The sequence below is a fragment of the Labrenzia sp. PO1 genome, assembly GCF_012273635.1.
GTDB classification, from domain to species: Bacteria; Pseudomonadota; Alphaproteobacteria; order Rhizobiales; family Stappiaceae; genus Roseibium; species Roseibium algicola.
Genome location: NZ_JAAXCR010000003.1, coordinates 826,168 through 844,740, shown reverse-complemented (window position 1 = coordinate 844,740; position 18,573 = coordinate 826,168). Strand labels below are relative to the sequence as shown.

Sequence of the window (18,573 nt, the reverse complement as noted above, 5' to 3'; positions counted from 1 at the left end):
AAATGCAGTTCCGGGTTTCACTATGGCCTCAAGAGGCATCTAGTCTCGTGATATCAAGATCTTGTCGACGTATCCGGACTCATTTTCTCAGTCTGCCTTTCAGCCGCGACTGAGTTTCATGTGCCGGTTGACATCCTTGTAGAGCAGATAGCGGAACTTGCCTGGCCCGCCGGCATAACAGGCTTGCGGGCAGAAGGCGCGCAGCCACATGTAGTCACCGGCTTCAACCTCGACCCAGTCCTGATTGAGCCTGTAGACGGCTTTGCCCTCCAGCACGTAAAGCCCGTGCTCCATCACATGGGTTTCGGCAAACGGGATAACGGCACCCGGTTCGAAGGTGACGATGGTCACATGCATGTCATGACGCAGGTCTTCCGGCGCGACGAAACGGGTGGTTGCCCACTTGCCGTCCGTCCCCGGCATTTCGGTCGGCTTGATCTGTTTTTCGTTCGTTACGAATGCATCCGGGGCAGCCAGTCCCTCGACTGCTTCATAGGCTTTCCGGATCCAGTGAAACCGGACTGGAGCATCGGCCGAATTTTCGACCGTCCAGGCACAACCGGCCGGTAGATAGGCGTATCCACCGTCTTCCAGTACGTGCACATTCCCCTCGATTGTTAGTGTCAGTTTTCCTTGCACCACGAAGAGAACGGCTTCTGCATCGGCGTCCTGCTCCGGGTTCTTGCTGCCGCCGCCCGACTGCACTTCCATGATGTATTGGGAGAAGGTCTCTGCAAATCCGGAGAGAGGGCGTGACAGCACCCAAAGCCGGGTCTTTTCCCAGAACGGCAGATAACTGGTGACGATGTCACGCATCGTTCCCTTCGGGATGACGGCATAAGCCTCCGTGAAGACGGCCCGGTCGGTCAGCAGCTGGGTTTGTGGCGGGTGACCGCCGCTTGGAGAGTAGTAGGGCGATGAGGTCATGCGGGTTTCCCTGAACCGTTGCCGAAACAGTGTTTCGAGCTGAATTAGAAAGCGCGGCTTACGCCAAGGCAACGAAAAAGAAAACCCGCCCGCGAGGCCTGCGGGCGGGATGTCCAGCTGGATGGTCAGCGTGGTCCGGATGGCGGAAATCCGGTTGGGGCCGGGAACCCGTCCTCTTTTCGGGACGTGGTTCTAACGTGCCGAGACCATCTCGCGCTGGACTGTGCTCCTTGCGGTCTTGACGTTGTCGAGCACCTTGGGGCAGGCAGCGCCCGACGTCTGTTTCTCGCGCAGGAACGAGGCCATGCGAGCATCGATATCCTTCAGGCGGGACTGTCTGGAAGGCGTGCGCAGCAGGGCCGCAAAGGGTGAAAAGAATGGCAGGAACGGATTCATTCAAAACATCCCGATTGGCGTTGTGTTGCCGGTCAGTAGACCAGCTGAGAGGAGCTCAGGTTGGTCTCGATCCGGGTAATCTCATCCCGTAACCGAAGCTTGAATTTCTTCAACGACCGTATGTGCTGCGTATCCGGATAAGGGTGCATTTCCTCTCTGCGGATCAGGGAATCCAGGGTGTTGTGCTGGCTGCGCAGCGACTTCAGTCTGTTGTACATCGCCTGCTCCTCTTTCGTGGGCTGTGTCTTCGACACCCTTGATATGGATACGCGGAGAGAATAGATGAAATACATTGTTTCGATTGAGTTGATAGAAGTTTTCTATCACTCAGGGAGGCGACATGCGGTTTCGGCCATCGTCACGGCAGCTGGACTATTTCGTTGCACTCGCAGAAACCTTGCACTTCGGCAGGGCTGCCTCTCGCTGCTACGTCTCGCAGCCGACGCTTTCAGCACAATTCAAGCTGCTTGAAGAGCAACTTGGCTGCACCTTGCTGGAGCGCGGCAGTGGGGGGATCAGCCTGACGGCCTCCGGTGAGCGCCTGCTGCCGCTTGCACGGCGTACCCTCGAAAATCTCGACGAAATCGTGACTGTCGCCCAGGCAGGACAATCCAATCTCGGCGGTCTGATCCGCCTTGGGGTCTCGCCCACATTCGGGCCGTATTTCATGCCCTACCTTTTGCCAATCCTGAAACGTGAATTTCCGCTTCTTGAGCTCTACATCCGCGAAGACAGGCCCAATCTCCTGGAAGAGGGACTGATGTCCGGTGCGCTCGACTGCATTCTGACACCGGATTTTGCGTCATCGGATCAGTGGACGGCACAGGTGCTGTGCCGGGAAAGCGTGTCACTTGCCGTGCCGAAGTCGCACCCCTTGGCTGGAGTCGAAGTGATCCCGGTGGATATGTTGCGCGGCGAGAAGCTGCTTGCACTCGGTCAGGGGTTTCGCCTCCACAACGATGTTCAGGCGTTGGCACATGCCGCGGGGGCGGACTTCCGGCAGGACTATGAAGGCACAAGCCTTGATGCCTTGCGCCAGATGGCTTCGATCGGCATGGGACTGGCACTCTTTCCCGCCGCTTACATTGCGTCCGAGTTCGGAAAGGAGCCGGATCTTCTTTTGAAGAAGATCGAGGGCTTGCCGATGCGCCGGACGATGCATCTCGTCTGGCGATGCGGGTCTTCCCGAACCACCCATTTCGAAAACCTGCTGACCCTTGCGCTCCAGGCGGTGAACAGCATGCAAGTTGAGGGTGTCGAGCCGGCCTGAAAGAGGCTCACAAAGGTAATTGGAAGCGTAAAGCAGAATTGATGGTCCCCCGTGCCACGTAATCCTCCCCATATTGCCGGTCCGCTAAAAACGTGCCAGCCTCGGAGGTACCGGCGGAGGAGGAGAGCCCCATGCCTGAAATTTCAAGCGACCGCGATTGCCAGACCGTCATTACCACTTTCGAAATGACACCGGGCACATGCTACGACCTTCTGGACGAACTGAAGGACGCCTACGAGAATTTCATTAGCCATCAGCCGGGTTTCATTGGTGCCGGGCTGCATGTCAACGATGCTCAAACCCGTATCGCCAATTATTCGCAGTGGCGCCGACGGGAGGATTTCCTGGCCATGTTGCGTTCACCGGAAATGCGTGAGCGCAACCGGCGTATCAGTTCATTGTGCAAGAGTTTCGAACCGGTGATGTACGACGTCGTGGACGCCTACGACTGACCTGACCTTCATGACAGAAATCGTGATGGCGCCGGTCGTGAACGACCGGCGTTGCACATTGCTCCGGGCTCCTGGAACAGGGGCCGGAGGTTCCTTGCGGACCTCCCGCATTTTTCGGAAACTTCCATGTCCTACCAGATTGTCGATTGCCGCTTGTTTGGTGCTGACCAGCTGTGCGAGGCCTTGAACATTGCTTTCTCGGATTACGTCACGCCACTGCATCTGAGCGAGAAGGATTTCCGTGAGTTTCAGCGCCAGCGCGGGTTTTCGGCAGAGCATTCCTTCGTTGCGATGGCAGGGGAAGAGATTGCAGCCTTCTGGTTTTCGAGCTTGCCGAACTCCAGCTATGGCGACAGGGCCTATACGTTGTCCGTCGGGACCAGTCCTGCGCATCGTCGCAAAGGCCTGTCGAGAAAGCTTCTTGCAGCGGTCCTCGAAAAGCAGCTTGAGGTCGGTGCGAAAGGCCTGCAGCTTGAGGTCATCACGACAAACGAAAAGGCGGTTTCTGCTTATGAAGCCTTTGGCTTTCGCCGCGAAAGGACACTTGGTGTCTTTCGGCTCGTGAACAGCAAGGCGCTCAAGTCGCAGGTCGGAGAGTGGGTGCTGGAGCGGATCGGCTTGAACGATCTTCCTGATGATACCGGCCCCTATTTCGATACCTTGCCGACCCCCCAGAACAGTATTGCCGGGCTTCGTGGTTTGAGCCCTGATATCCACCTTCTGGCTGTTCGCCATGACGATGAAATTCTGGGGTGGGGGGCGAGTTTTGCCGATGGCGCGGTCGCGCAGATCGCCGCTCACAAGAACCATCGTCGCCAAGGCATTGGCCGAGTCTTGTTGCAGGGGCTGATGGAGGCCCTGGGCGGATCCGAACTACGGTTTGTCAACGTCGACACCGCTGCGCAAAGCGCCAACGCATTCCTGCGCCTGTCAGGTGCGGAAGAGCTGCTGCAACAATACGAAATGCGGCTTGATTGCTAAGTGCACACCAAGGTTCAGGTCTCTTGGTCGATCTTGCGGAATGGCGCGTGTTCGGCCAGCGCCTCGTTCTCGCGTTCGACGGCAAGGCGTTCGTGTTCAAGAAAATCGGCGACAGCCTGATGTAGCCCTTCATGGGCGATCCAGTGGGCGGAATAGGTTGTGGTCGGCAGATAGCCGCGCGCCAGCTTGTGGGCACCTTGAGCGCCGGCTTCAACGCGCTTCAACTTGTTGGCGATGGCAAAGTCGATCGCCTGGTAGTAGCAGAGCTCGAAATGCAGGAACGGATGGTGCTCGGTGCAGCCCCAATGGCGCCCGAACAAGGTGTGCGAGCCGATGAAGTTGAGGGCACCGGCAATGTATTGGCCGTGCCGTTTGGCAAGAACCAGCAAGGTGCGGTCAGCCAACCTCTCATTGATCAGCGAATAGAATTTTCTGTTCAGATAGGGGCGGCCCCACTTCCGTGAACCCGTGTCCATGTAGAATTTGTAGAAGGCGTCCCAATGGGCCTCGGTCAGATCGGACCCGGTGACCCATTCCACCTCAATGCCCTCTGCGCTCAGGGCTTCGCGCCGCTCTTTCTTGACGGCCTTGCGCTTGCGCGACGCCAGATCTGCCAGAAAGCCGTCGAAATTGTCATAACCGTGGTTTTCCCAGTGAAACTGCTGATCGGTCCGTTGCAGATATCCTAGTTCACCCAGACTGTCCCATTCCGGTTTGGTCAGGAAAGTGGTATGCACGGATGAAGCCCCGGAGCGCTGACACACCTGTACCAGACCGGCGGCAAGCGCTTGAAGGCCCGCTTCACGGTTGACACCGGCACCTGTCAGGAACCGGCGTCCGGTTGCCGGCGTGAAGGGCACGCTGATCTGAAGTTTCGGATAATAGTCACCACCTGCACGGTAGAAGGCGTCGGCCCAACCGTGGTCGAACACATATTCGCCTTGCGAATGGCTCTTGAGATAAGCCGGCACGGCACCGAGGACCTCGCCGCCGCTATCTTCCAGCACCATGTGTCTGGGCAGCCAGCCTGTCGCTTCCGTTGCACATCCGGAAGCCTCCAGAGCCTCCAGAAAAGCGTGGGACAGAAACGGGTTGAAATCGATGTCCTCACCGGCAAATTCGGAACTGCCGCCAAGTGCCCCGGAAAGCTCGGCCAGCGCCTCGCATTTCGGGTCTTTCTTCAAGAACCCCCGCCCGGAAAGCTGCCAGCCTGGATTGGCCACCTGATCCCAGTTGGAGGCAGTGACATCCTTCAAGGAAGACAGGATTCGCAAGGTCGCTGTCTGTCCGCCGTCATCTGTAGCCGGGGAGTTGCCGTCCGTGGACCGGGAGGAGGTCATGCGTCAGAAGAAACCAAAGTTTGAAACCATACTCTTGATGTAGCGCTGGCATTTTGCAGTGCAAGAGGTTGATGTCGTGTAATGGTTATTTCTAAAGGGAACGGGCTGCGCTCCTGTCCGGATCAAAGCCCTCGAAAACGATCTGGTCTGCGTAGCGATCGGCCTTTTCTCGTTGTTCGGTGGTCCTCACCGTCCAGGACATCAGCGGCACCTTGAACACAGAGCGCAGCAGACTGGGTCCGGCCTTTGGCAGGTCCTTGACACCGTAGGAAATGAAATGCGGGCGCGTGCGCGGTGCATGCAGGATATGGCGCAGGATGAACCGGTCGACACGGCTGTAGCGGGCATAGTCAGGTCCGGGCTCGGCGCCGTCGGCGACGATACCGCGCAGCACCGAGGCGTTGCGTGCCTTTGCTATGGACAACATGTCCGGATCGAATGACTTGATGCATGCAGGGCCCTTGTAGCCCGCCACCTGGTCCGTCACGTGCCGGACAAAGTCCATTTGCGCATCACGGCGCATCAACGACTTGATCTCGACCACCAGCGGGACGCGGCCGTCGACAAGATCGAACAGATCCTTCAGGAGCCAGAGCTTGTCTGTTCCGGTCTTCATGTGAATGCTGGTGAGCTCGGGTGCGGCCAGATCGATAACCCTGCCGGTTCCCTCCGCAAGGCGCTCCAGCGTGTAGTCATGGAACACCAGAGCTTCGCCGTCTGCCGTTTCCTGAACATCCACCTCGATCGCGAAATTCTTGTCGATCGCATGCTGAATTGCGGTAGGCGTATTCTCGATGACGCCGTTGTCGGCATCGTGATAACCCCGATGGGCGATCGGGCGGGCGAAGATGGCTTCGAGTTCCGGTGTCATGGCGGGGGCTCGTCAGGAAGGAAAATGCCTCACCGGCCGGTGTGGCTTCGGGAAGAGTGTGGGGGAGGCCTGGCTCCCCGCAATCAGTCAGTCTTCGATTTCGAAAATCGCTTCGATCTCGACAGCAGCACCGAAGGGCAGGGACGCGGCGCTGACGGCGGAGCGCGCATGGCGGCCCTTTTCGCCCATCGCTTCTACCAGGAAGTCGGATGCGCCGTTGATGACCTGCGGCTGGTCGACGAATTCGGCCGTGGAGTTCACGAAGCCGACGATCTTCACCAGTCGGGCAACCTTGTCGAGATTTCCGGTGGCAGCCTTTGCCTGTGCAAGCAGGTTGATGGCGCACAGCTTGGCAGCGGCCTTGCCTTCGTCGATGCCCAGACCGTCACCCAGCTTGCCGGAGATCTGAAGCTTGCCGCCTGCCATCGGCAACTGGCCGGAAACGAACAGCTGATTGCCGGTCTGCAGGAAAGGCACATAGTTGGCCGCGGGTGCCGCCGCTTCCGGAAGGGTGATGCCAAATTCGTTCAGCCGGGCTTCGATCGCGCTGCTCATGGGGGTCTCCAAGTTTGAGAGCTTTCGGCGTGTCTTGGCGTAATTCGTCACAGGTGACAAGGTCAAAATGGGGTGTGTACGGTAAAAGGAAACTGTGGAGGAGCTTGGTTTCGATTGCCACGGTCACCACTTGAGAAGGACGATTTGTGAAATAACAGGCCAGCGGGGCTTGGGGCATGGCTGCACATTCGCGGTGGCGGAATGTGCAGTTTGCCGCATAATGTGTGGAACCGGTCCAGGTGGCGTTTCCACCAGGACGAGAATGAGGTTTTTTTGATGCAATGCGTTCCGAAGTCAGTGTCCTCGACCGTTGGTGCGATCGTTTTGGCCGCCGCAGCTTTTGCGGTGTCTGGCGTGACCGACGCCGATGCGAGCGGCACTGTCGGCTTTAAACTCGTGCCCCATCGCGCCGTTTACGACATGAACCTGGGAGACAGCGAGGAGCAAGCCGGGATCGCGGGCCTCAACGGACGCATGGTCTACGATTTCTCCGGAAGCGCCTGCGAGGGCTACAGCGTAAACTTCCGCTTTGTCACCGAGTTCCAGAATACCGACGGTGGTTCACAGATCACTGATCTGCAGACGACTTCCTTCGAAGAGCCACGCGCCGAGAGCTACCAGTTCCTCTCCAAGACCTTTGTCGATCAGAAATTGGTCGAAGCGACCCGTGGAACGGCACGGAGCGGAAAGAAAGCACGTACTGTCGAACTGAAGGAACCTTCGGAAAAATCGCTGGAGATTGGCCGGGAAGTGCTGTTTCCGACGGAGCATCTTCTGACGATCATGAAGTCGGCCGAGGCGGGCGTCCATTTTGTTGCAGCCGACATCTATGACGGCGCCGAAACCGGAGAAAAGGTTTATGCAACGACGACGGTGATCGGTGCCAAAGCCGTCAACGACGCAAAAACCGATGCTGACCACGTGGATGCACCGCTGTCCGGCAAGGGCTACTGGCCCGTTACCGTCGCCTACTTCGACCCGAGTGCCGAAGACGCAAGTGGAGAGCTTCTGCCGGTCTATCAGCTGTCATTCTGGCTATATGAAAACGGCATCAGCGGACACCTGAAGCTCGACTACGGCGATTTCACCATCCAAGGCAAGATGGCATCGCTGGAGCTTTACGATGAAACCGAGTGCCCGCAGCAGTAACCGGCAAGACCGCTTCTTGAAATGATCGGGTGACAGGCGCACTACTTGTCACCCTGCTTCTTGGCTTCCTTCGCCGCGCGCGCTGCGTGCGTGAGGCCGAGTTCGACAGCTGACGTTCCGAACTTGTCCCGAAGCCGATCCACGGCCAGTTCCGCATTCTTCCGTCGTTCGGCCGACTGGTCGAGCAGGTCTCTCGGATCGGCGCGGTCCGCATTTTCCAGATCGCTGACCCCGATGCCGATAAGCCGGAAACGTCGGCCATCGGCTTCGATCTGAAGAAGATTTTCACCCGCCGCGTAGATCTTGTCGGCCAATTGGGTCGGATCGGAAAAATGCCTAGCGCGGGTGATCGTCTTGAAGTCGGCGGTTTTCAGTTTCAAGGTCACTCCGCGCCCTGAGAGTTCCGCCTTCTTGAGCCTCGCAGACACTTTCTCGGCCAGGTTTCTGAGAATGGGACGCAGTGTGTCGAAACTCGAAATGTCGGTGAAGAAGGTGGTTTCCGCAGAAACGCTTTTTGCACCCCGTTCAGGAGTGACTTCACGGCTGTCGTCTCCATGCGAAAGACGGGCCAGACGCAGGCCGATGGTGCCGTATCGGCGGGCGAGATCCGTCGCTTCCATTTCCTGCAGCTGTCCGATTGTCCGAATGCCGTCCCTCTCCAGTTTCTGCTGGAACACCTTGCCGACACCCCAGATGCGGCCCACAGGCATGGCCGCCAGCACGTCTTCAGCTTCCGCCGTGCCGATGACGGAGAAACCACGCGGCTTTTCGAGATCGGACGCAAGTTTTGCCAGAAACTTGTTGGGGGCAAGGCCGACAGACGCCGATATGCCGATATCGGCTTCCATGTCGCGTATGAAGCCGGCGAGTGTTTCCGCCGGAGACTTCTTGTGAAGGCGTTCGGTGCCCGTCAGATCAAGAAAAGCTTCGTCGATGGACAAAGGCTCCACCAGGGGCGTGAGCGCACGCATGCGTTCACGGATCTCCTTGCCGACACTCGCGTATTTGGCCATGTCAGGCTTGATCACGATCGCTTGCGGGCAAGCCTCAAGCGCCTTGAACATGGGCATTGCGGACCGCACACCGTAAATGCGGGCGATGTAGCAGCATGTGGAAACCACACCGCGCTGACCTCCGCCAACGATTACCGGCTGGTCCTGCAGCTCCGGATTGTCGCGTTTTTCGATCGAGGCATAAAAGGCATCGCAATCAATGTGGGCAATGGCCAGCGTGTCGAGTTCCGGATGCTTGACCAGCCTCGGGCTGCCGCAGCGGGTGCACCTGGCTGCGGACGGGGCGAGGCGGGCACCGCAGTCTCGGCAAAGGGCACGTAAGGGCGGAACGGGTTGGGACACGGCGTTGGCAATCGGCTGCGGTGCGGATGGGCAATCAGCCGCTCTGCTGGTTTCGGTTCGAGCCCTGCAGAATAGCTCCGATAAAGGCGGCCGTCTCCTGCCAATCGCTGCTCAACAGATCGATGTAACCTGCCTTTTCAGTGGTCTGCAGAAATCTGGCGTCTGCGATGAACTGTATCTGGACAGCAGACGGCAGGGTCGCGTTCACGGAGGTGTGGTTGGTCGGACTGTCGTCAATGAAGACAACCGGCTCCGGACGTCCACGAGACAGAGCTGCAACCGCACCACCTTTGGGACCGGAATTCGTCAGCAACGGAAAGGTGATACCGAGCCCGGTGAGCAGCTTTTCCCGCACTGGCTTGTTGTGACCTCCGGGCAGATTGGTCAGCAGGATAACGTCCCATTGCTGTGCAAGTGCATTGAGCGCATCGCCTGCACCGGGGACCATGTCCTGACGATGGCTGACTTCGTCGAAGAACTCCAGAAGCAGTCTGCGAACGTCGTCGGACGACAGGGGTTCACCGTTGTCCCGCCGACCAATATTGCCGGTCAGCCTGTACTCGTACTTCAGGAAAGCCAGGTCACGAGCGTGAAGATAGTCTTCCAGATGAGCGATCAGATGCAAAATCACTTCATCCACATCGCAGATGATCAAAGGACGGTTCGAAAACGGCAGTGCCTGGATCTGCGCAAGAACTTCGGGCAGCACTTGCGTCGGTTCAGGCATGGTCTTCGTCTCCGCCGGCAATTGCGTAGCGTGCAGCGGCCATCATCGTTGGCCGTATCCCGGCATTTTCACAAAAGGCAAGCAGCAGCGCTTCATCCATCATGTAGAACTCGAGCACACCGGCAAGAAACCCCGGTTCTCCCGCCGCTTCTCGAATCATTTCCGGTCCAATTCCAGAAAAAGCAAGAAACCTGCCGATCTGTTCCGGGTCACGGCTGAGTTGGAGAAGAGCTTCAGTAGCAATTCCTTGTGCTTCTTCAACGGACAATGACTTGCTCTGTATATTTTTCATTGTGTTTTTTTGCCTTTCTGAAACGATTCCGGGTTAGAAGAAATTTAATGCGGACCGGGGAAGGGTTCTACCGCGGACTAAAATGTGCTGCGAAGATAAAATGGGACCGGCAAGAGGCCGGGTAAAGGGCCGGACATATGGCAAAATCCGTGTTGATCGTCGAAGACAACGAGCTGAACATGAAGCTGTTTCATGATCTGCTCGAAGCGCACGGCTATAATACATTGCAGACCCGGACCGGCATCGAAGCCTTGCAGTTGGCCCGTGAGCATCATCCCGATCTGATCCTGATGGATATTCAGCTGCCGGAAGTGTCGGGGCTGGAAGTCACGAAATGGATCAAGGAAGACGAGGATATCGCTTCCATCCCGGTTATCGCCGTGACCGCTTTCGCCATGAAAGGTGATGAGGAGCGTATCCGGCAGGGCGGGTGCGAAGCTTACATATCCAAGCCGATCTCCGTAGCGAAATTCCTGGAAACAGTTCGGGCATATCTCGGCGAAGCGTAACGGGCCGCCGTCGGTAGAGCTGCGGCAGGTAAAGATTTCTGCAAGGTTTCACGGTTGTTTGGCATGGCTGCGTGCAACCAATTCCTGCGAATCGCAAAACCTCGCGTTCACGCGCTCTTCATATTAAGGTTACGGATTTACTAAAACGGCATTGTTTCTGTGCATATTTTGCGGAAAATATTGCAATCAGGCAACATTCAGGTAGTGTGACCGCAGATTAGTGTTTTTCCTGATCGCCTCAATGACGTGGTAAAGAATGCCGTAGCGTCAAAACGGGCAATACAGTTTCCCCTCGGAGTGCTCAGGTCCGCCGCATCTCCTGGGTCCGTGGGGCAGGTCGGCAGGGAACCGGCCGATGAGTGGCCTCCTCGAATGCCGTGTTCCCGCCGACCACTAATCTTTCAACCGAAAATCAAGAAGCAGCACCAGCAGCAATGCTGAAGCTGCGTCGTCGTGCCTCTGCGTCCGCACAGTAATCATTTGTGGAAACAGGTTTCACGACGCTGGCCTGCGCCGACAAAATTTCAAAATCACATTCGGCCACGCATGAAAAAACCCGCCGTTTCCGGCGGGTTCTTTAAAAATCATCAGGAACCAGATCTTACTTGATCTTGGTTTCCTTGAACTCGACGTGCTTCTTGGCAACCGGGTCGTATTTCTTTTTGACCATCTTCTCGGTCATCGTACGGGAGTTCTTCTTGGTGACATAGAAGAAGCCGGTGTCAGCCGTGGAGAGGAGCTTGATCTTGATTGTTGTCGCCTTGGCCATGGCCTTGGATCCTGTTCTCTGTTGTCGGGCAAAGAGTTCTTGCGGCCAGATGGCTGGCGATGAATCTGCCCCAATGTCTGAAATCAGCGCGCAAACTACTCATCGCAGCGCGAAAGTCAAGCACTTGCTATGGTTCAGCCGCCTTTTCGAACCATGTCAGCCATTCTGCCGCAGTGCTGTCAAAGCCTTCGTTATCGTATCAACCGATTGGCCCACGCTCAGGCTGGAACTATCCAGCTGGAGACATGGTTCCGTCCACGGTTCGTATTCATGACTTCGTACCTCAGGCCACCGGGGCAGGGTCAGTCCGTCAATCTCGGTTTCCCTGCTTTCAACGCGCTTGCGGTGTTCGCGCTCATCCGAGCAGATAATCTCGACATTCAGCAGTGTCGCGCCGGTTGATTGAGCGGTTTCCCTCCACAATTGCCTGGATTCGGCAACCGGGTTGACCGTATCGGCAACGACGTTGTGACCAATTTCCAGGTTTCCGGCAGCGATAGCAGCAAGGGCGAGGTAACCCGCGTCTTCAGCCGGATGAATGTTCAAGACACTGCGTTTGAGGGCAGCTTCAACCGCATCCACTCGCAAAAGAAATGCGGGCAGCCGCCCGCTCAGATCCTTTGCTATCGTCGACTTGCCGACGCCGGGTAAACCGGAAAGGGCAATCAGGATAGGCATAAGCCTGGACACACCTTTGTGTGTTGCAACGGCCGGCAATCCGCCAGGTACAGGTAACTTCAGAGCTCCTGCTTCACGAAACCGCCCTTGCGAAAGAAATAGTAGGGGACAGGCGTCGTCGGTGAAAGCTCAGGGTCTTTCGCCAGCCTGTCTTCCAGGTCGGTCAGGATCTTGTTGGTGATCATCGGCAGATCCTTCTGCCTCGCCTCTTCGAAAGTCAGCCAGGCACAATCTTCCAGTTCGCCGGACGGGCCGGTTCCATCGGGCAACCTGTCGGCAATGGCGTCCGCCCAGACGGCCAGAAAACGGGTGTCGAAGCGTCGCGGGCGTTGCGGTGGGGTGATGGCCCTCGCAATCATCCGAAGGCCGCTCAGGTCGGGCTGTATGCCGCGCTCGGCAAATGCCTCGAAGCCGGTACCAAGGTGCAGGTGGTTGTTGTGCGCCTGACGGCCGATAAACAGCCCGGCCTCTTCATAGGTTTCCCGAATGGCGGCCAGGGCCAGCGCACGAACGCGCGCGGCAGACTTGGCGTTCTTCAGGTCCTGCGTAAGCTTTGCCTCGACGTCCGGATGATAGGGAAGCACGTCGGTCACACGGGAATCGGAGACATCCACTCTGCCACCAGGGAACACGAATTTTCCCGGCATGAAGGCATGGCGCATGTGACGACGGCCCATCAGCAGCTTCACGGAACCCCGATCGTCGCGGTCCAGAATGAGCAGCGTTGCGGCATCCTTGGGACGGATATACGGATAGTTTCCGGCTTTTTCGTCTTTTGCCAGCTGCTTTTCGAACGAACCGCTCATGTCACCCTTTCGGAAGGCACCGGAATGGGAGGCGTGTCGTCTTCCGCATCCGGGTCAAAACCATGCATGTAGAGCGCCCACTGCAGACCGATCAGCGCGCCTTTGATCGGTCGCAGAAGCGACAGCGACAGGATCAGCGTCAGCGGGACCCAGAGAGACATATGGATCCACAACGCGGGATGCCACAACACTTCCACGGCCAGAAGGCCGGGAACGATAATGTGGCCGACAATGGTGATTGTGAAATAGGGCGGGGCGTCGTCCGCGCGATGGTGATGGAACTCCTCACCGCAGACAGAGCAGGCATAGTGTGGCTGAAGGAAGCCATCGAACACCTTGCCTTTTCCGCAGTTCATGCACCGGTTGCCGGCACCGCGCAGCATGGCCTGAAGAACATTGCGCCGCGGTTTTTCGGATGCTGTTTCCGGCGATTCCAGTTTGTCGTGCAGTTCATACCGGACCGTCACGAAGATCTCCTTCGACCCTGTTTCTTCGGTGAGGCCTTGCTGCGTCCGCCCTTCGGCGGCCCACGCCGCACCTTCGGCGCGGCTTTCCGGATGCGTTTGCCGGCAATGCTGCCGTGGCTCAGCAGCTCGAATGTCAGTGCACCGGCAAAGGGGGCTGCTTCCACCAGCCGGACCTCCACTTGATCGCCAAGTTGGTAGGTCTCGCCGGTTTTGTCACCTATCAGGGCGTGCGACCCTTCGTCATAGCGATAATAATCGAGGCCGATTGTGGAGGCCGGTACGAAGCCGTCGGCACCTGTATCGGACAGGCGAACAAACATGCCGGACTTGACCACCCCTGCAATTCTGCCCTGAAAACTCGCGCCGATCTGGTCGCTCATCCAAAGGGCAATCAGACGGTCGATGGTGTCGCGTTCGGCAAGCATTGCCCGCCGTTCAGCGGCCGAGATTTCAGCGCCGATGGCCTCAAGCTTCGTCTCGATACCTTCCGGCAAGCCATCCTTGCCAAGCCCGAGCGCGGATATCAGCCCACGGTGAACGATAAGATCGGCATACCGGCGGATCGGTGACGTGAAATGCGCGTACCGCCGCAGGTTCAAGCCGAAATGGCCGATGTTCTGCGGGGCGTATTCTGCCTGGGCCTGGCTGCGCAAGACCACTTCGTTGACGAGATTGGCCTGCGGTGTGTCCTTCACCTTGGCAAGTATGCCGTTGAAGGCTGACGGGCGCAGACCTCCGGAAGACGGCAGCTTGATGTTGAGCGTCGACAGGAAGTCTTTCAGGTTTTCAAGCTTCTCCGGGGTCGAGGCATCGTGGATCCGGTAGAGCAGGGACGTTTTCTTCTGCTCCAGCGTTTCGGCGGCTGCCACGTTCGCCTGGATCATGAATTCTTCGATCAGCTTGTGGGCGTCCAGACGCTCCGGAACATACACATGATCGACAGTTCCATCCGGTTTCAGCTTGATCTTGCGTTCCGGCAGATCGAGTTCCAGCGGTTCGCGCGCCTCGCGTCCCTTCTTCAGCACGGCGTAAGCGGCCCATAGCGGCTTCAGGACGCCGTCGAGCAGGGTTTCGGTCTTCTCGTCTGTCGTGCCGTCAATCGCCTTCTGGGCCTGCAGATAGGAGAGTTTTGCCGCCGAACGCATCAGCACCCTGTGAAAGGTGTGCCCGGTCTTGCGTCCGGTCTTGTCGAACACCATCCGCACGCCAAGCGCCGGCTTGTCTTCCTTTTCCCGGAGCGAACAGAGCTGGTTGGAAATACGCTCTGGCAGCATCGGGATCACCCGGTCGGGAAAATAGACCGAGTTGCCGCGCAGGTTCGCTTCCCGGTCCATCGGAGAGCCGGGGGTGACGTAGTATGCGACATCCGCAATCGCCACATAGCAAATATAGCCGCCTTCGTTGGAAGGGTCCTCGTCCGCTTCGGCGTAGACGGCGTCGTCGTGGTCTTTTGCGTCGGGCGGGTCGATGGTGATCAGCGGCACCTGCCGCCAGTCTTCGCGCTTGCCGAGTTTCTCTACCGGCTTTGCGCTCTCGGCCTGCGCTTCTACAGCTGCCGGAAAGACATGCGGAATGCCATGCGATTGCAGGGCGATCTCCGAAACCGCCTTTTCCGAATTCATCGAGCCGAAGCGCTCAACCACCGACGCGACGGGATGGCCGTAGCGGCCGGAGCGCGTCACCTGAACGCTGACAAGATCTCCGTCCTCTGAGTCCTTGAGGTCACGCGGATCAATGTCGAGTTCCCGCTGCTTGCGGTCAATCGGTTCGAGATAGGGCGGGCGGGTGCCGTCACGCTTCCGCAGAATCCCGAGGATTGCACCCTGACGCTTTTCCAAAACACGGATGACGCGGGCAACATGTTCTGTTTCGGGGCCGCTCTCAGCTTCGGTCAGGCGCACGAGTGCGCGGTCACCCAGGCCGGGTTGCGTCGCCTTGGTCTTGCCGGTCAGCACCAGAATTTTCGGCGGAGTGCCAGCCTCGTCGTCCCAGTCGACAGGGGTCGCGATCAGCTCACCGTCCCGGTCGCGTGCAATGAGATTGGCCACGAAAACCGGCGGCAGATCGCCAGGACGGATCATGCGCTTGTTGCGCTTTTCCATCAGGCCGTCGTCGGTCAGGTCCTTCAACATCTTTTTCAGATGGATGCGGGCCCCGCCGATAATACCGAAATGACGGGCAATCTCGCGCTTGCCCGCACGCCCCGGGTTATCTGCAACAAACGCGAGAATATCCTCGCGTGATGGCATTTCACCCGGAACCTTGGCGTGTTTTCGATTGGTGTGCTTGCGCGTGTTAATCCGTTTTGCGCTCAACTCGCATCATCCCAGGGCACCTCTTCGGACGACGCATCGACCTTTGCCTTTGCGGATGACTTTGCCGTCGTCTTCTTGGTGGTCGTCTTTTTGGTTGCTGTTTTCTTCGCAGCAGGTTTCTTGGCAGCCGCCTTCTTCTTGGTGCCGCCCTTGGAGGCCTTTGCCGCGATCAGCTCCAGCGCCTGTTCCATCGTCACGGCCTTGGGGTCGGTGTCCTTCGGTAGCGTGGCGTTGATCTTGCCGTGCTTGACGTAAGGCCCATAGCGCCCGTCATAGACATTGATCGGGCCACCTTCGGACGGATGCTCGCCAAGCTCCTTCAGCGGCGTTGCCGCTGCACCGCCGCGGCCACCACCCTTGGCGCGTTTCTGCGCCAGCGCATCAACAGCACGGTTGATGCCGACGGAGAACACTTCGTCTGGTGTGGACAGATTGGCATAGGTGCCTTCATGCAGCACGAAGGGCCCGTAGCGACCGATACCGGCCGAGATCATCTTGCCGTCTTCCGGGTGTGGCCCCACCTCGCGTGGCAGCGACAGAAGCTGCAGCGCCTTTTCCAGATCCATATCCGGTGCGGACCAGCCACGGGGCAGGGAGGCTCGTTTCGGCTTGGCTTCTTCGCCCAGCTGAACATAGGGGCCGAAGCGGCCGTTGCGCAGGGAAACGTCAAGGCCGGTTTCCGGATCGGTGCCGAGAACCTTCGGGCCGTCGTCACCTTCGCCGTCTTCACCGCTCGGCTTGCCGAGCTGCCGTGTAAAGCCGCACTCGGGATAGTTGGAGCAGCCGATGAAAGCGCCCCAGCGGCTGACCTTGAGCGATAGCTGACCTGTGTCGCAGGACGGGCACTTGCGCGGATCGGTGCCATCTTCCTTCGGCGGGAAGATATGCGGCCCGAGCAGTTCGTTCAGCGCGTCGATGACATGGGCAACGCGCAGGTCCTTGATTTCATCGACCGCGCCGGAAAACCCGGTCCAGAAATCACGGAGCACGTCGAGCCAGGAAAGCTCGCCTGCGGAAATCTTGTCGAGCTGTTCTTCCAGGCTCGCTGTGAAGTCGAATTCGACATAGCGCTGGAAGAAGCTTTCCAGGAACGCGGTAACAATGCGGCCCTTGTCCATCGGAACAAGCTGCTTCTTGTCGAGTTCGACATAGTCACGGTCGCGCAGGGTCTGAAGCGTCGAGGCATAGGTGGACGGCCGGCCGATGCCAAGCTCTTCCATCTTCTTGACCAGGCTCGCTTCGGTGTAGCGCGGCGGCGGTGTCGTGAAATGCTGCGAGGCTTCGATGGCTTGTGCGGTCCCGTCGACAGAGGCAGCCGTCAGCGCGGCACCTTCATCGACCGCCGGCAGACGCTTGGAGTTCTCGTCTTCCTCGTCGTCCCGGCCTTCCTGGTAAAGCGCAAGAAAACCGTCGAAGCGGACGACGGAGCCAGTGGCACGCAGATTGGCGCGTTTACCGGAACCGTCGGCGAGAATCTCAATGGTGGTCCGTTCCAGAACGGCCGACTCCATCTGAGAAGCCATGGTCCGTTTCCACACCAGCTCATAAAGCTTGGCCTGGTCCGGATCCAGGAACCGGGCGACATCCTTCGGGCGACGCGAAAGGTCCGTTGGCCGGATCGCTTCGTGTGCTTCCTGGGCGTTCTTTGCCTTGGAGGTATAGACGCGCGGGCTTTCCGGAACGTAATTGTCACCGAAATCCTTGGCGATTACGGAGCGGGCGGCAGCGATCGCTTCGCCGGCAATCTGAACGCCGTCGGTACGCATGTAGGTGATGAGACCGGAAGTCTCGCCACCGATTGAAATGCCCTCATAAAGCTTCTGCGCCACCTGCATGGTGCGCGATGCGGAAAACCCGAGTTTGCGTGAGGCTTCCTGCTGCAGGGTGGAGGTGGTGAACGGCGCCGCCGGATTGCGCTTCGCAGGTTTGGAAGCCACGCTGTCGACCTTGAAGCTGGCACTTTCCAGCATGGTCTTGATCGCGGTTGCTTCCGCTTCGTTGTTGATGTCGAGACGGCCGATTTTCTTGCCGTCGAAACCGGTCACGCCAGCCTGGAACATGTCCCCGGTCGGTGTCTTCATGTTGGCGAAGATCGACCAGTATTCCTGCGGCTTGAAGGTTTCGATTTCCATTTCCCGGTCGCAGATCAGCCGCAATGCGACAGACTGCACGCGCCCGGCGGAACGGGCACCGGGCAGCTTGCGCCACAGGACCGGAGACAGGGTGAAACCGACCAGGTAATCCAGTGCTCGGCGAGCGAGATAGGCATCGACCAGCGGGGTATCCAGCTGGCGCGGATTGTCCATCGCTTCCAGGATCGCCTTCTTGGTGATCGCGTTGAAGACCACGCGCTCGACCTGCTTGTCCTTCAGCACCTTCTTCTTTTGCAGCACTTCCAGAACGTGCCACGAAATTGCTTCCCCTTCGCGGTCGGGGTCAGTCGCGAGAATGAGGCGGTCGGCATCCTTGACCGCATTGGCGATTTCGCTCAGCCGTTTCTGCGCCTTCGCATCCACTTGCCAGCTCATGGCGAAATTGTCGTCCGGCAGCACCGAGCCGTCCTTGGCCGGCAGATCTCGCACATGGCCGTAGGAAGCCAGCACCGTATAGTCGGAACCGAGATATTTGTTGATCGTCTTGGCTTTCGCCGGCGATTCGACAATGACGACGTTCATTCTTACCCAAAATATTTTTGCCGGATACGGAGCCCCCGC

20 protein-coding genes are annotated in these 18,573 nt (G+C 58.3%); 5 read left to right on the top strand and 15 right to left on the bottom strand.

Annotated elements, in window-relative coordinates; translation table 11 throughout:
* Positions 1 to 99: 99 nt before the first annotated feature.
* The 3 genes from HCG46_RS18745 to HCG46_RS18735 all read right to left on the bottom strand — a co-directional run bounded on the left by HCG46_RS18745 (position 100) and on the right by HCG46_RS18735 (position 1,541).
* Complete coding sequence (locus HCG46_RS18745) at positions 100 to 927, bottom strand: bifunctional allantoicase/(S)-ureidoglycine aminohydrolase (RefSeq protein ID WP_168687047.1); 828 nt, start codon at positions 925 to 927, stop codon at positions 100 to 102.
* Positions 928 to 1,119: 192 nt separating this feature from the next.
* Positions 1,120 to 1,323: a hypothetical protein gene (locus HCG46_RS18740; protein WP_168687046.1), complete on the bottom strand. Its 204-nt coding sequence runs from the start codon at positions 1,321 to 1,323 to the stop codon at positions 1,120 to 1,122.
* 32 nt (positions 1,324 to 1,355) lie between these two features.
* Positions 1,356 to 1,541: a YdcH family protein gene (locus HCG46_RS18735; protein ID WP_031270751.1), complete on the bottom strand. Its 186-nt coding sequence runs from the start codon at positions 1,539 to 1,541 to the stop codon at positions 1,356 to 1,358.
* A 122-nt stretch (positions 1,542 to 1,663) separates the two neighbouring features.
* On the opposite strand from HCG46_RS18735, the gene HCG46_RS18730 reads away from it, so the two are divergent.
* The 3 genes from HCG46_RS18730 to HCG46_RS18720 all read left to right on the top strand — a co-directional run bounded on the left by HCG46_RS18730 (position 1,664) and on the right by HCG46_RS18720 (position 4,026).
* Positions 1,664 to 2,593, top strand: a complete 930-nt coding sequence (locus HCG46_RS18730) for a LysR substrate-binding domain-containing protein (RefSeq protein WP_168687045.1) — start codon at positions 1,664 to 1,666, stop codon at positions 2,591 to 2,593.
* Between the two features lie 131 nt (positions 2,594 to 2,724).
* Positions 2,725 to 3,045: an antibiotic biosynthesis monooxygenase family protein gene (locus HCG46_RS18725; protein ID WP_055653719.1), complete on the top strand. Its 321-nt coding sequence runs from the start codon at positions 2,725 to 2,727 to the stop codon at positions 3,043 to 3,045.
* Between the two features lie 126 nt (positions 3,046 to 3,171).
* A complete protein-coding gene (locus tag HCG46_RS18720) occupies positions 3,172 to 4,026 on the top strand; it encodes a GNAT family N-acetyltransferase (protein WP_168687044.1) in 855 nt (284 codons plus the stop codon).
* Between the two features lie 14 nt (positions 4,027 to 4,040).
* Here HCG46_RS18720 and HCG46_RS18715 read toward each other — a convergent pair whose 3' ends face one another.
* The 3 genes from HCG46_RS18715 to HCG46_RS18705 form a co-directional block, all read right to left on the bottom strand.
* Positions 4,041 to 5,366: a GNAT family N-acetyltransferase gene (locus tag HCG46_RS18715; protein WP_205838583.1), complete on the bottom strand. Its 1,326-nt coding sequence runs from the start codon at positions 5,364 to 5,366 to the stop codon at positions 4,041 to 4,043.
* A 91-nt stretch (positions 5,367 to 5,457) separates the two neighbouring features.
* On the bottom strand, positions 5,458 to 6,237 hold the full coding sequence (locus HCG46_RS18710) for a glycerophosphodiester phosphodiesterase family protein (protein ID WP_055653722.1): 780 nt from the start codon (positions 6,235 to 6,237) through the stop codon (positions 5,458 to 5,460).
* 87 nt (positions 6,238 to 6,324) lie between these two features.
* Positions 6,325 to 6,792 (bottom strand): RidA family protein, encoded by a 468-nt coding sequence (locus tag HCG46_RS18705; protein WP_168687043.1) that lies wholly within the window; start codon positions 6,790 to 6,792, stop codon positions 6,325 to 6,327.
* Positions 6,793 to 7,068: 276 nt separating this feature from the next.
* On the opposite strand from HCG46_RS18705, the gene HCG46_RS18700 reads away from it, so the two are divergent.
* The gene (locus HCG46_RS18700; RefSeq protein ID WP_205838582.1) at positions 7,069 to 7,941 is read left to right on the top strand and encodes a cell envelope integrity EipB family protein; all 873 of its coding nucleotides are present in this window, start codon (positions 7,069 to 7,071) and stop codon (positions 7,939 to 7,941) included.
* A gap of 41 nt (positions 7,942 to 7,982) precedes the next feature.
* Here HCG46_RS18700 and HCG46_RS18695 read toward each other — a convergent pair whose 3' ends face one another.
* The 3 genes from HCG46_RS18695 to HCG46_RS18685 are packed head-to-tail and all read right to left on the bottom strand — an operon-like array spanning position 7,983 to position 10,315.
* Positions 7,983 to 9,296, bottom strand: a complete 1,314-nt coding sequence (locus tag HCG46_RS18695; RefSeq protein WP_023004044.1) for a DNA polymerase IV — start codon at positions 9,294 to 9,296, stop codon at positions 7,983 to 7,985.
* Positions 9,297 to 9,330: 34 nt separating this feature from the next.
* Entirely contained in the window at positions 9,331 to 10,023 is a 693-nt protein-coding gene (locus HCG46_RS18690; RefSeq protein WP_023004045.1) for an HAD family hydrolase, read from the bottom strand.
* Complete coding sequence (locus tag HCG46_RS18685) at positions 10,016 to 10,315, bottom strand: DUF3572 domain-containing protein (RefSeq protein WP_023004046.1); 300 nt, start codon at positions 10,313 to 10,315, stop codon at positions 10,016 to 10,018. The genes HCG46_RS18690 and HCG46_RS18685 overlap by 8 nt, the downstream gene beginning before the upstream one ends.
* 137 nt (positions 10,316 to 10,452) lie before the next feature.
* On the opposite strand from HCG46_RS18685, the gene HCG46_RS18680 reads away from it, so the two are divergent.
* A complete protein-coding gene (locus tag HCG46_RS18680) occupies positions 10,453 to 10,824 on the top strand; it encodes a response regulator (RefSeq protein ID WP_006934912.1) in 372 nt (123 codons plus the stop codon).
* Between the two features lie 601 nt (positions 10,825 to 11,425).
* Here the strand turns inward: HCG46_RS18680 and rpmG are convergent.
* The 6 genes from rpmG to topA form a co-directional block, all read right to left on the bottom strand.
* Positions 11,426 to 11,593, bottom strand: a complete 168-nt coding sequence (gene rpmG / locus HCG46_RS18675) for a 50S ribosomal protein L33 (RefSeq protein ID WP_023004047.1) — start codon at positions 11,591 to 11,593, stop codon at positions 11,426 to 11,428.
* Positions 11,594 to 11,749: 156 nt separating this feature from the next.
* Positions 11,750 to 12,271 carry an AAA family ATPase gene (locus HCG46_RS18670; RefSeq protein WP_168687042.1) on the bottom strand — a complete coding sequence of 174 codons (522 nt, stop codon included), beginning with the start codon at positions 12,269 to 12,271 and terminating at the stop codon, positions 11,750 to 11,752.
* Positions 12,272 to 12,330: 59 nt separating this feature from the next.
* Entirely contained in the window at positions 12,331 to 13,077 is a 747-nt protein-coding gene (locus HCG46_RS18665; protein WP_023004049.1) for an NUDIX hydrolase, read from the bottom strand.
* The gene (locus HCG46_RS18660) at positions 13,074 to 13,544 is read right to left on the bottom strand and encodes a DUF983 domain-containing protein (RefSeq protein ID WP_173017394.1); all 471 of its coding nucleotides are present in this window, start codon (positions 13,542 to 13,544) and stop codon (positions 13,074 to 13,076) included. Before HCG46_RS18660 ends, HCG46_RS18665 begins: the two co-directional genes overlap by 4 nt.
* Positions 13,541 to 15,793, bottom strand: a complete 2,253-nt coding sequence (gene rnr / locus HCG46_RS18655) for a ribonuclease R (protein ID WP_205838606.1) — start codon at positions 15,791 to 15,793, stop codon at positions 13,541 to 13,543. Before rnr ends, HCG46_RS18660 begins: the two co-directional genes overlap by 4 nt.
* A 62-nt stretch (positions 15,794 to 15,855) precedes the next feature.
* Positions 15,856 to 18,534 carry a type I DNA topoisomerase gene (gene topA, locus HCG46_RS18650; protein WP_168687040.1) on the bottom strand — a complete coding sequence of 893 codons (2,679 nt, stop codon included), beginning with the start codon at positions 18,532 to 18,534 and terminating at the stop codon, positions 15,856 to 15,858.
* Between the last annotated feature and the right edge of the window lie 39 nt (positions 18,535 to 18,573).

What these genes read in the sequence shown, in the direction of transcription:
- HCG46_RS18745 (WP_168687047.1), bottom strand. Translation starts at nt 927, where the DNA reads ATGACCTCATCGCCCTACTACTCTCCAAGCGGCGGTCACCCGCCACAA.
- HCG46_RS18735 (WP_031270751.1), bottom strand. Translation starts at nt 1,541, where the DNA reads ATGTACAACAGACTGAAGTCGCTGCGCAGCCAGCACAACACCCTGGAT.
- rnr (WP_205838606.1), bottom strand. Translation starts at nt 15,793, where the DNA reads ATGCCATCACGCGAGGATATTCTCGCGTTTGTTGCAGATAACCCGGGG.
- HCG46_RS18715 (WP_205838583.1), bottom strand. Translation starts at nt 5,366, where the DNA reads ATGACCTCCTCCCGGTCCACGGACGGCAACTCCCCGGCTACAGATGAC.
- HCG46_RS18680 (WP_006934912.1), top strand. Translation starts at nt 10,453, where the DNA reads ATGGCAAAATCCGTGTTGATCGTCGAAGACAACGAGCTGAACATGAAG.
- topA (WP_168687040.1), bottom strand. Translation starts at nt 18,534, where the DNA reads ATGAACGTCGTCATTGTCGAATCGCCGGCGAAAGCCAAGACGATCAAC.
- HCG46_RS18665 (WP_023004049.1), bottom strand. Translation starts at nt 13,077, where the DNA reads ATGAGCGGTTCGTTCGAAAAGCAGCTGGCAAAAGACGAAAAAGCCGGA.
- HCG46_RS18740 (WP_168687046.1), bottom strand. Translation starts at nt 1,323, where the DNA reads ATGAATCCGTTCCTGCCATTCTTTTCACCCTTTGCGGCCCTGCTGCGC.
- rpmG (WP_023004047.1), bottom strand. Translation starts at nt 11,593, where the DNA reads ATGGCCAAGGCGACAACAATCAAGATCAAGCTCCTCTCCACGGCTGAC.
- HCG46_RS18710 (WP_055653722.1), bottom strand. Translation starts at nt 6,237, where the DNA reads ATGACACCGGAACTCGAAGCCATCTTCGCCCGCCCGATCGCCCATCGG.
- HCG46_RS18685 (WP_023004046.1), bottom strand. Translation starts at nt 10,315, where the DNA reads ATGAAAAATATACAGAGCAAGTCATTGTCCGTTGAAGAAGCACAAGGA.
- HCG46_RS18720 (WP_168687044.1), top strand. Translation starts at nt 3,172, where the DNA reads ATGTCCTACCAGATTGTCGATTGCCGCTTGTTTGGTGCTGACCAGCTG.
- HCG46_RS18700 (WP_205838582.1), top strand. Translation starts at nt 7,069, where the DNA reads ATGCAATGCGTTCCGAAGTCAGTGTCCTCGACCGTTGGTGCGATCGTT.
- HCG46_RS18705 (WP_168687043.1), bottom strand. Translation starts at nt 6,792, where the DNA reads ATGAGCAGCGCGATCGAAGCCCGGCTGAACGAATTTGGCATCACCCTT.
- HCG46_RS18730 (WP_168687045.1), top strand. Translation starts at nt 1,664, where the DNA reads ATGCGGTTTCGGCCATCGTCACGGCAGCTGGACTATTTCGTTGCACTC.
- HCG46_RS18725 (WP_055653719.1), top strand. Translation starts at nt 2,725, where the DNA reads ATGCCTGAAATTTCAAGCGACCGCGATTGCCAGACCGTCATTACCACT.
- HCG46_RS18670 (WP_168687042.1), bottom strand. Translation starts at nt 12,271, where the DNA reads ATGCCTATCCTGATTGCCCTTTCCGGTTTACCCGGCGTCGGCAAGTCG.
- HCG46_RS18690 (WP_023004045.1), bottom strand. Translation starts at nt 10,023, where the DNA reads ATGCCTGAACCGACGCAAGTGCTGCCCGAAGTTCTTGCGCAGATCCAG.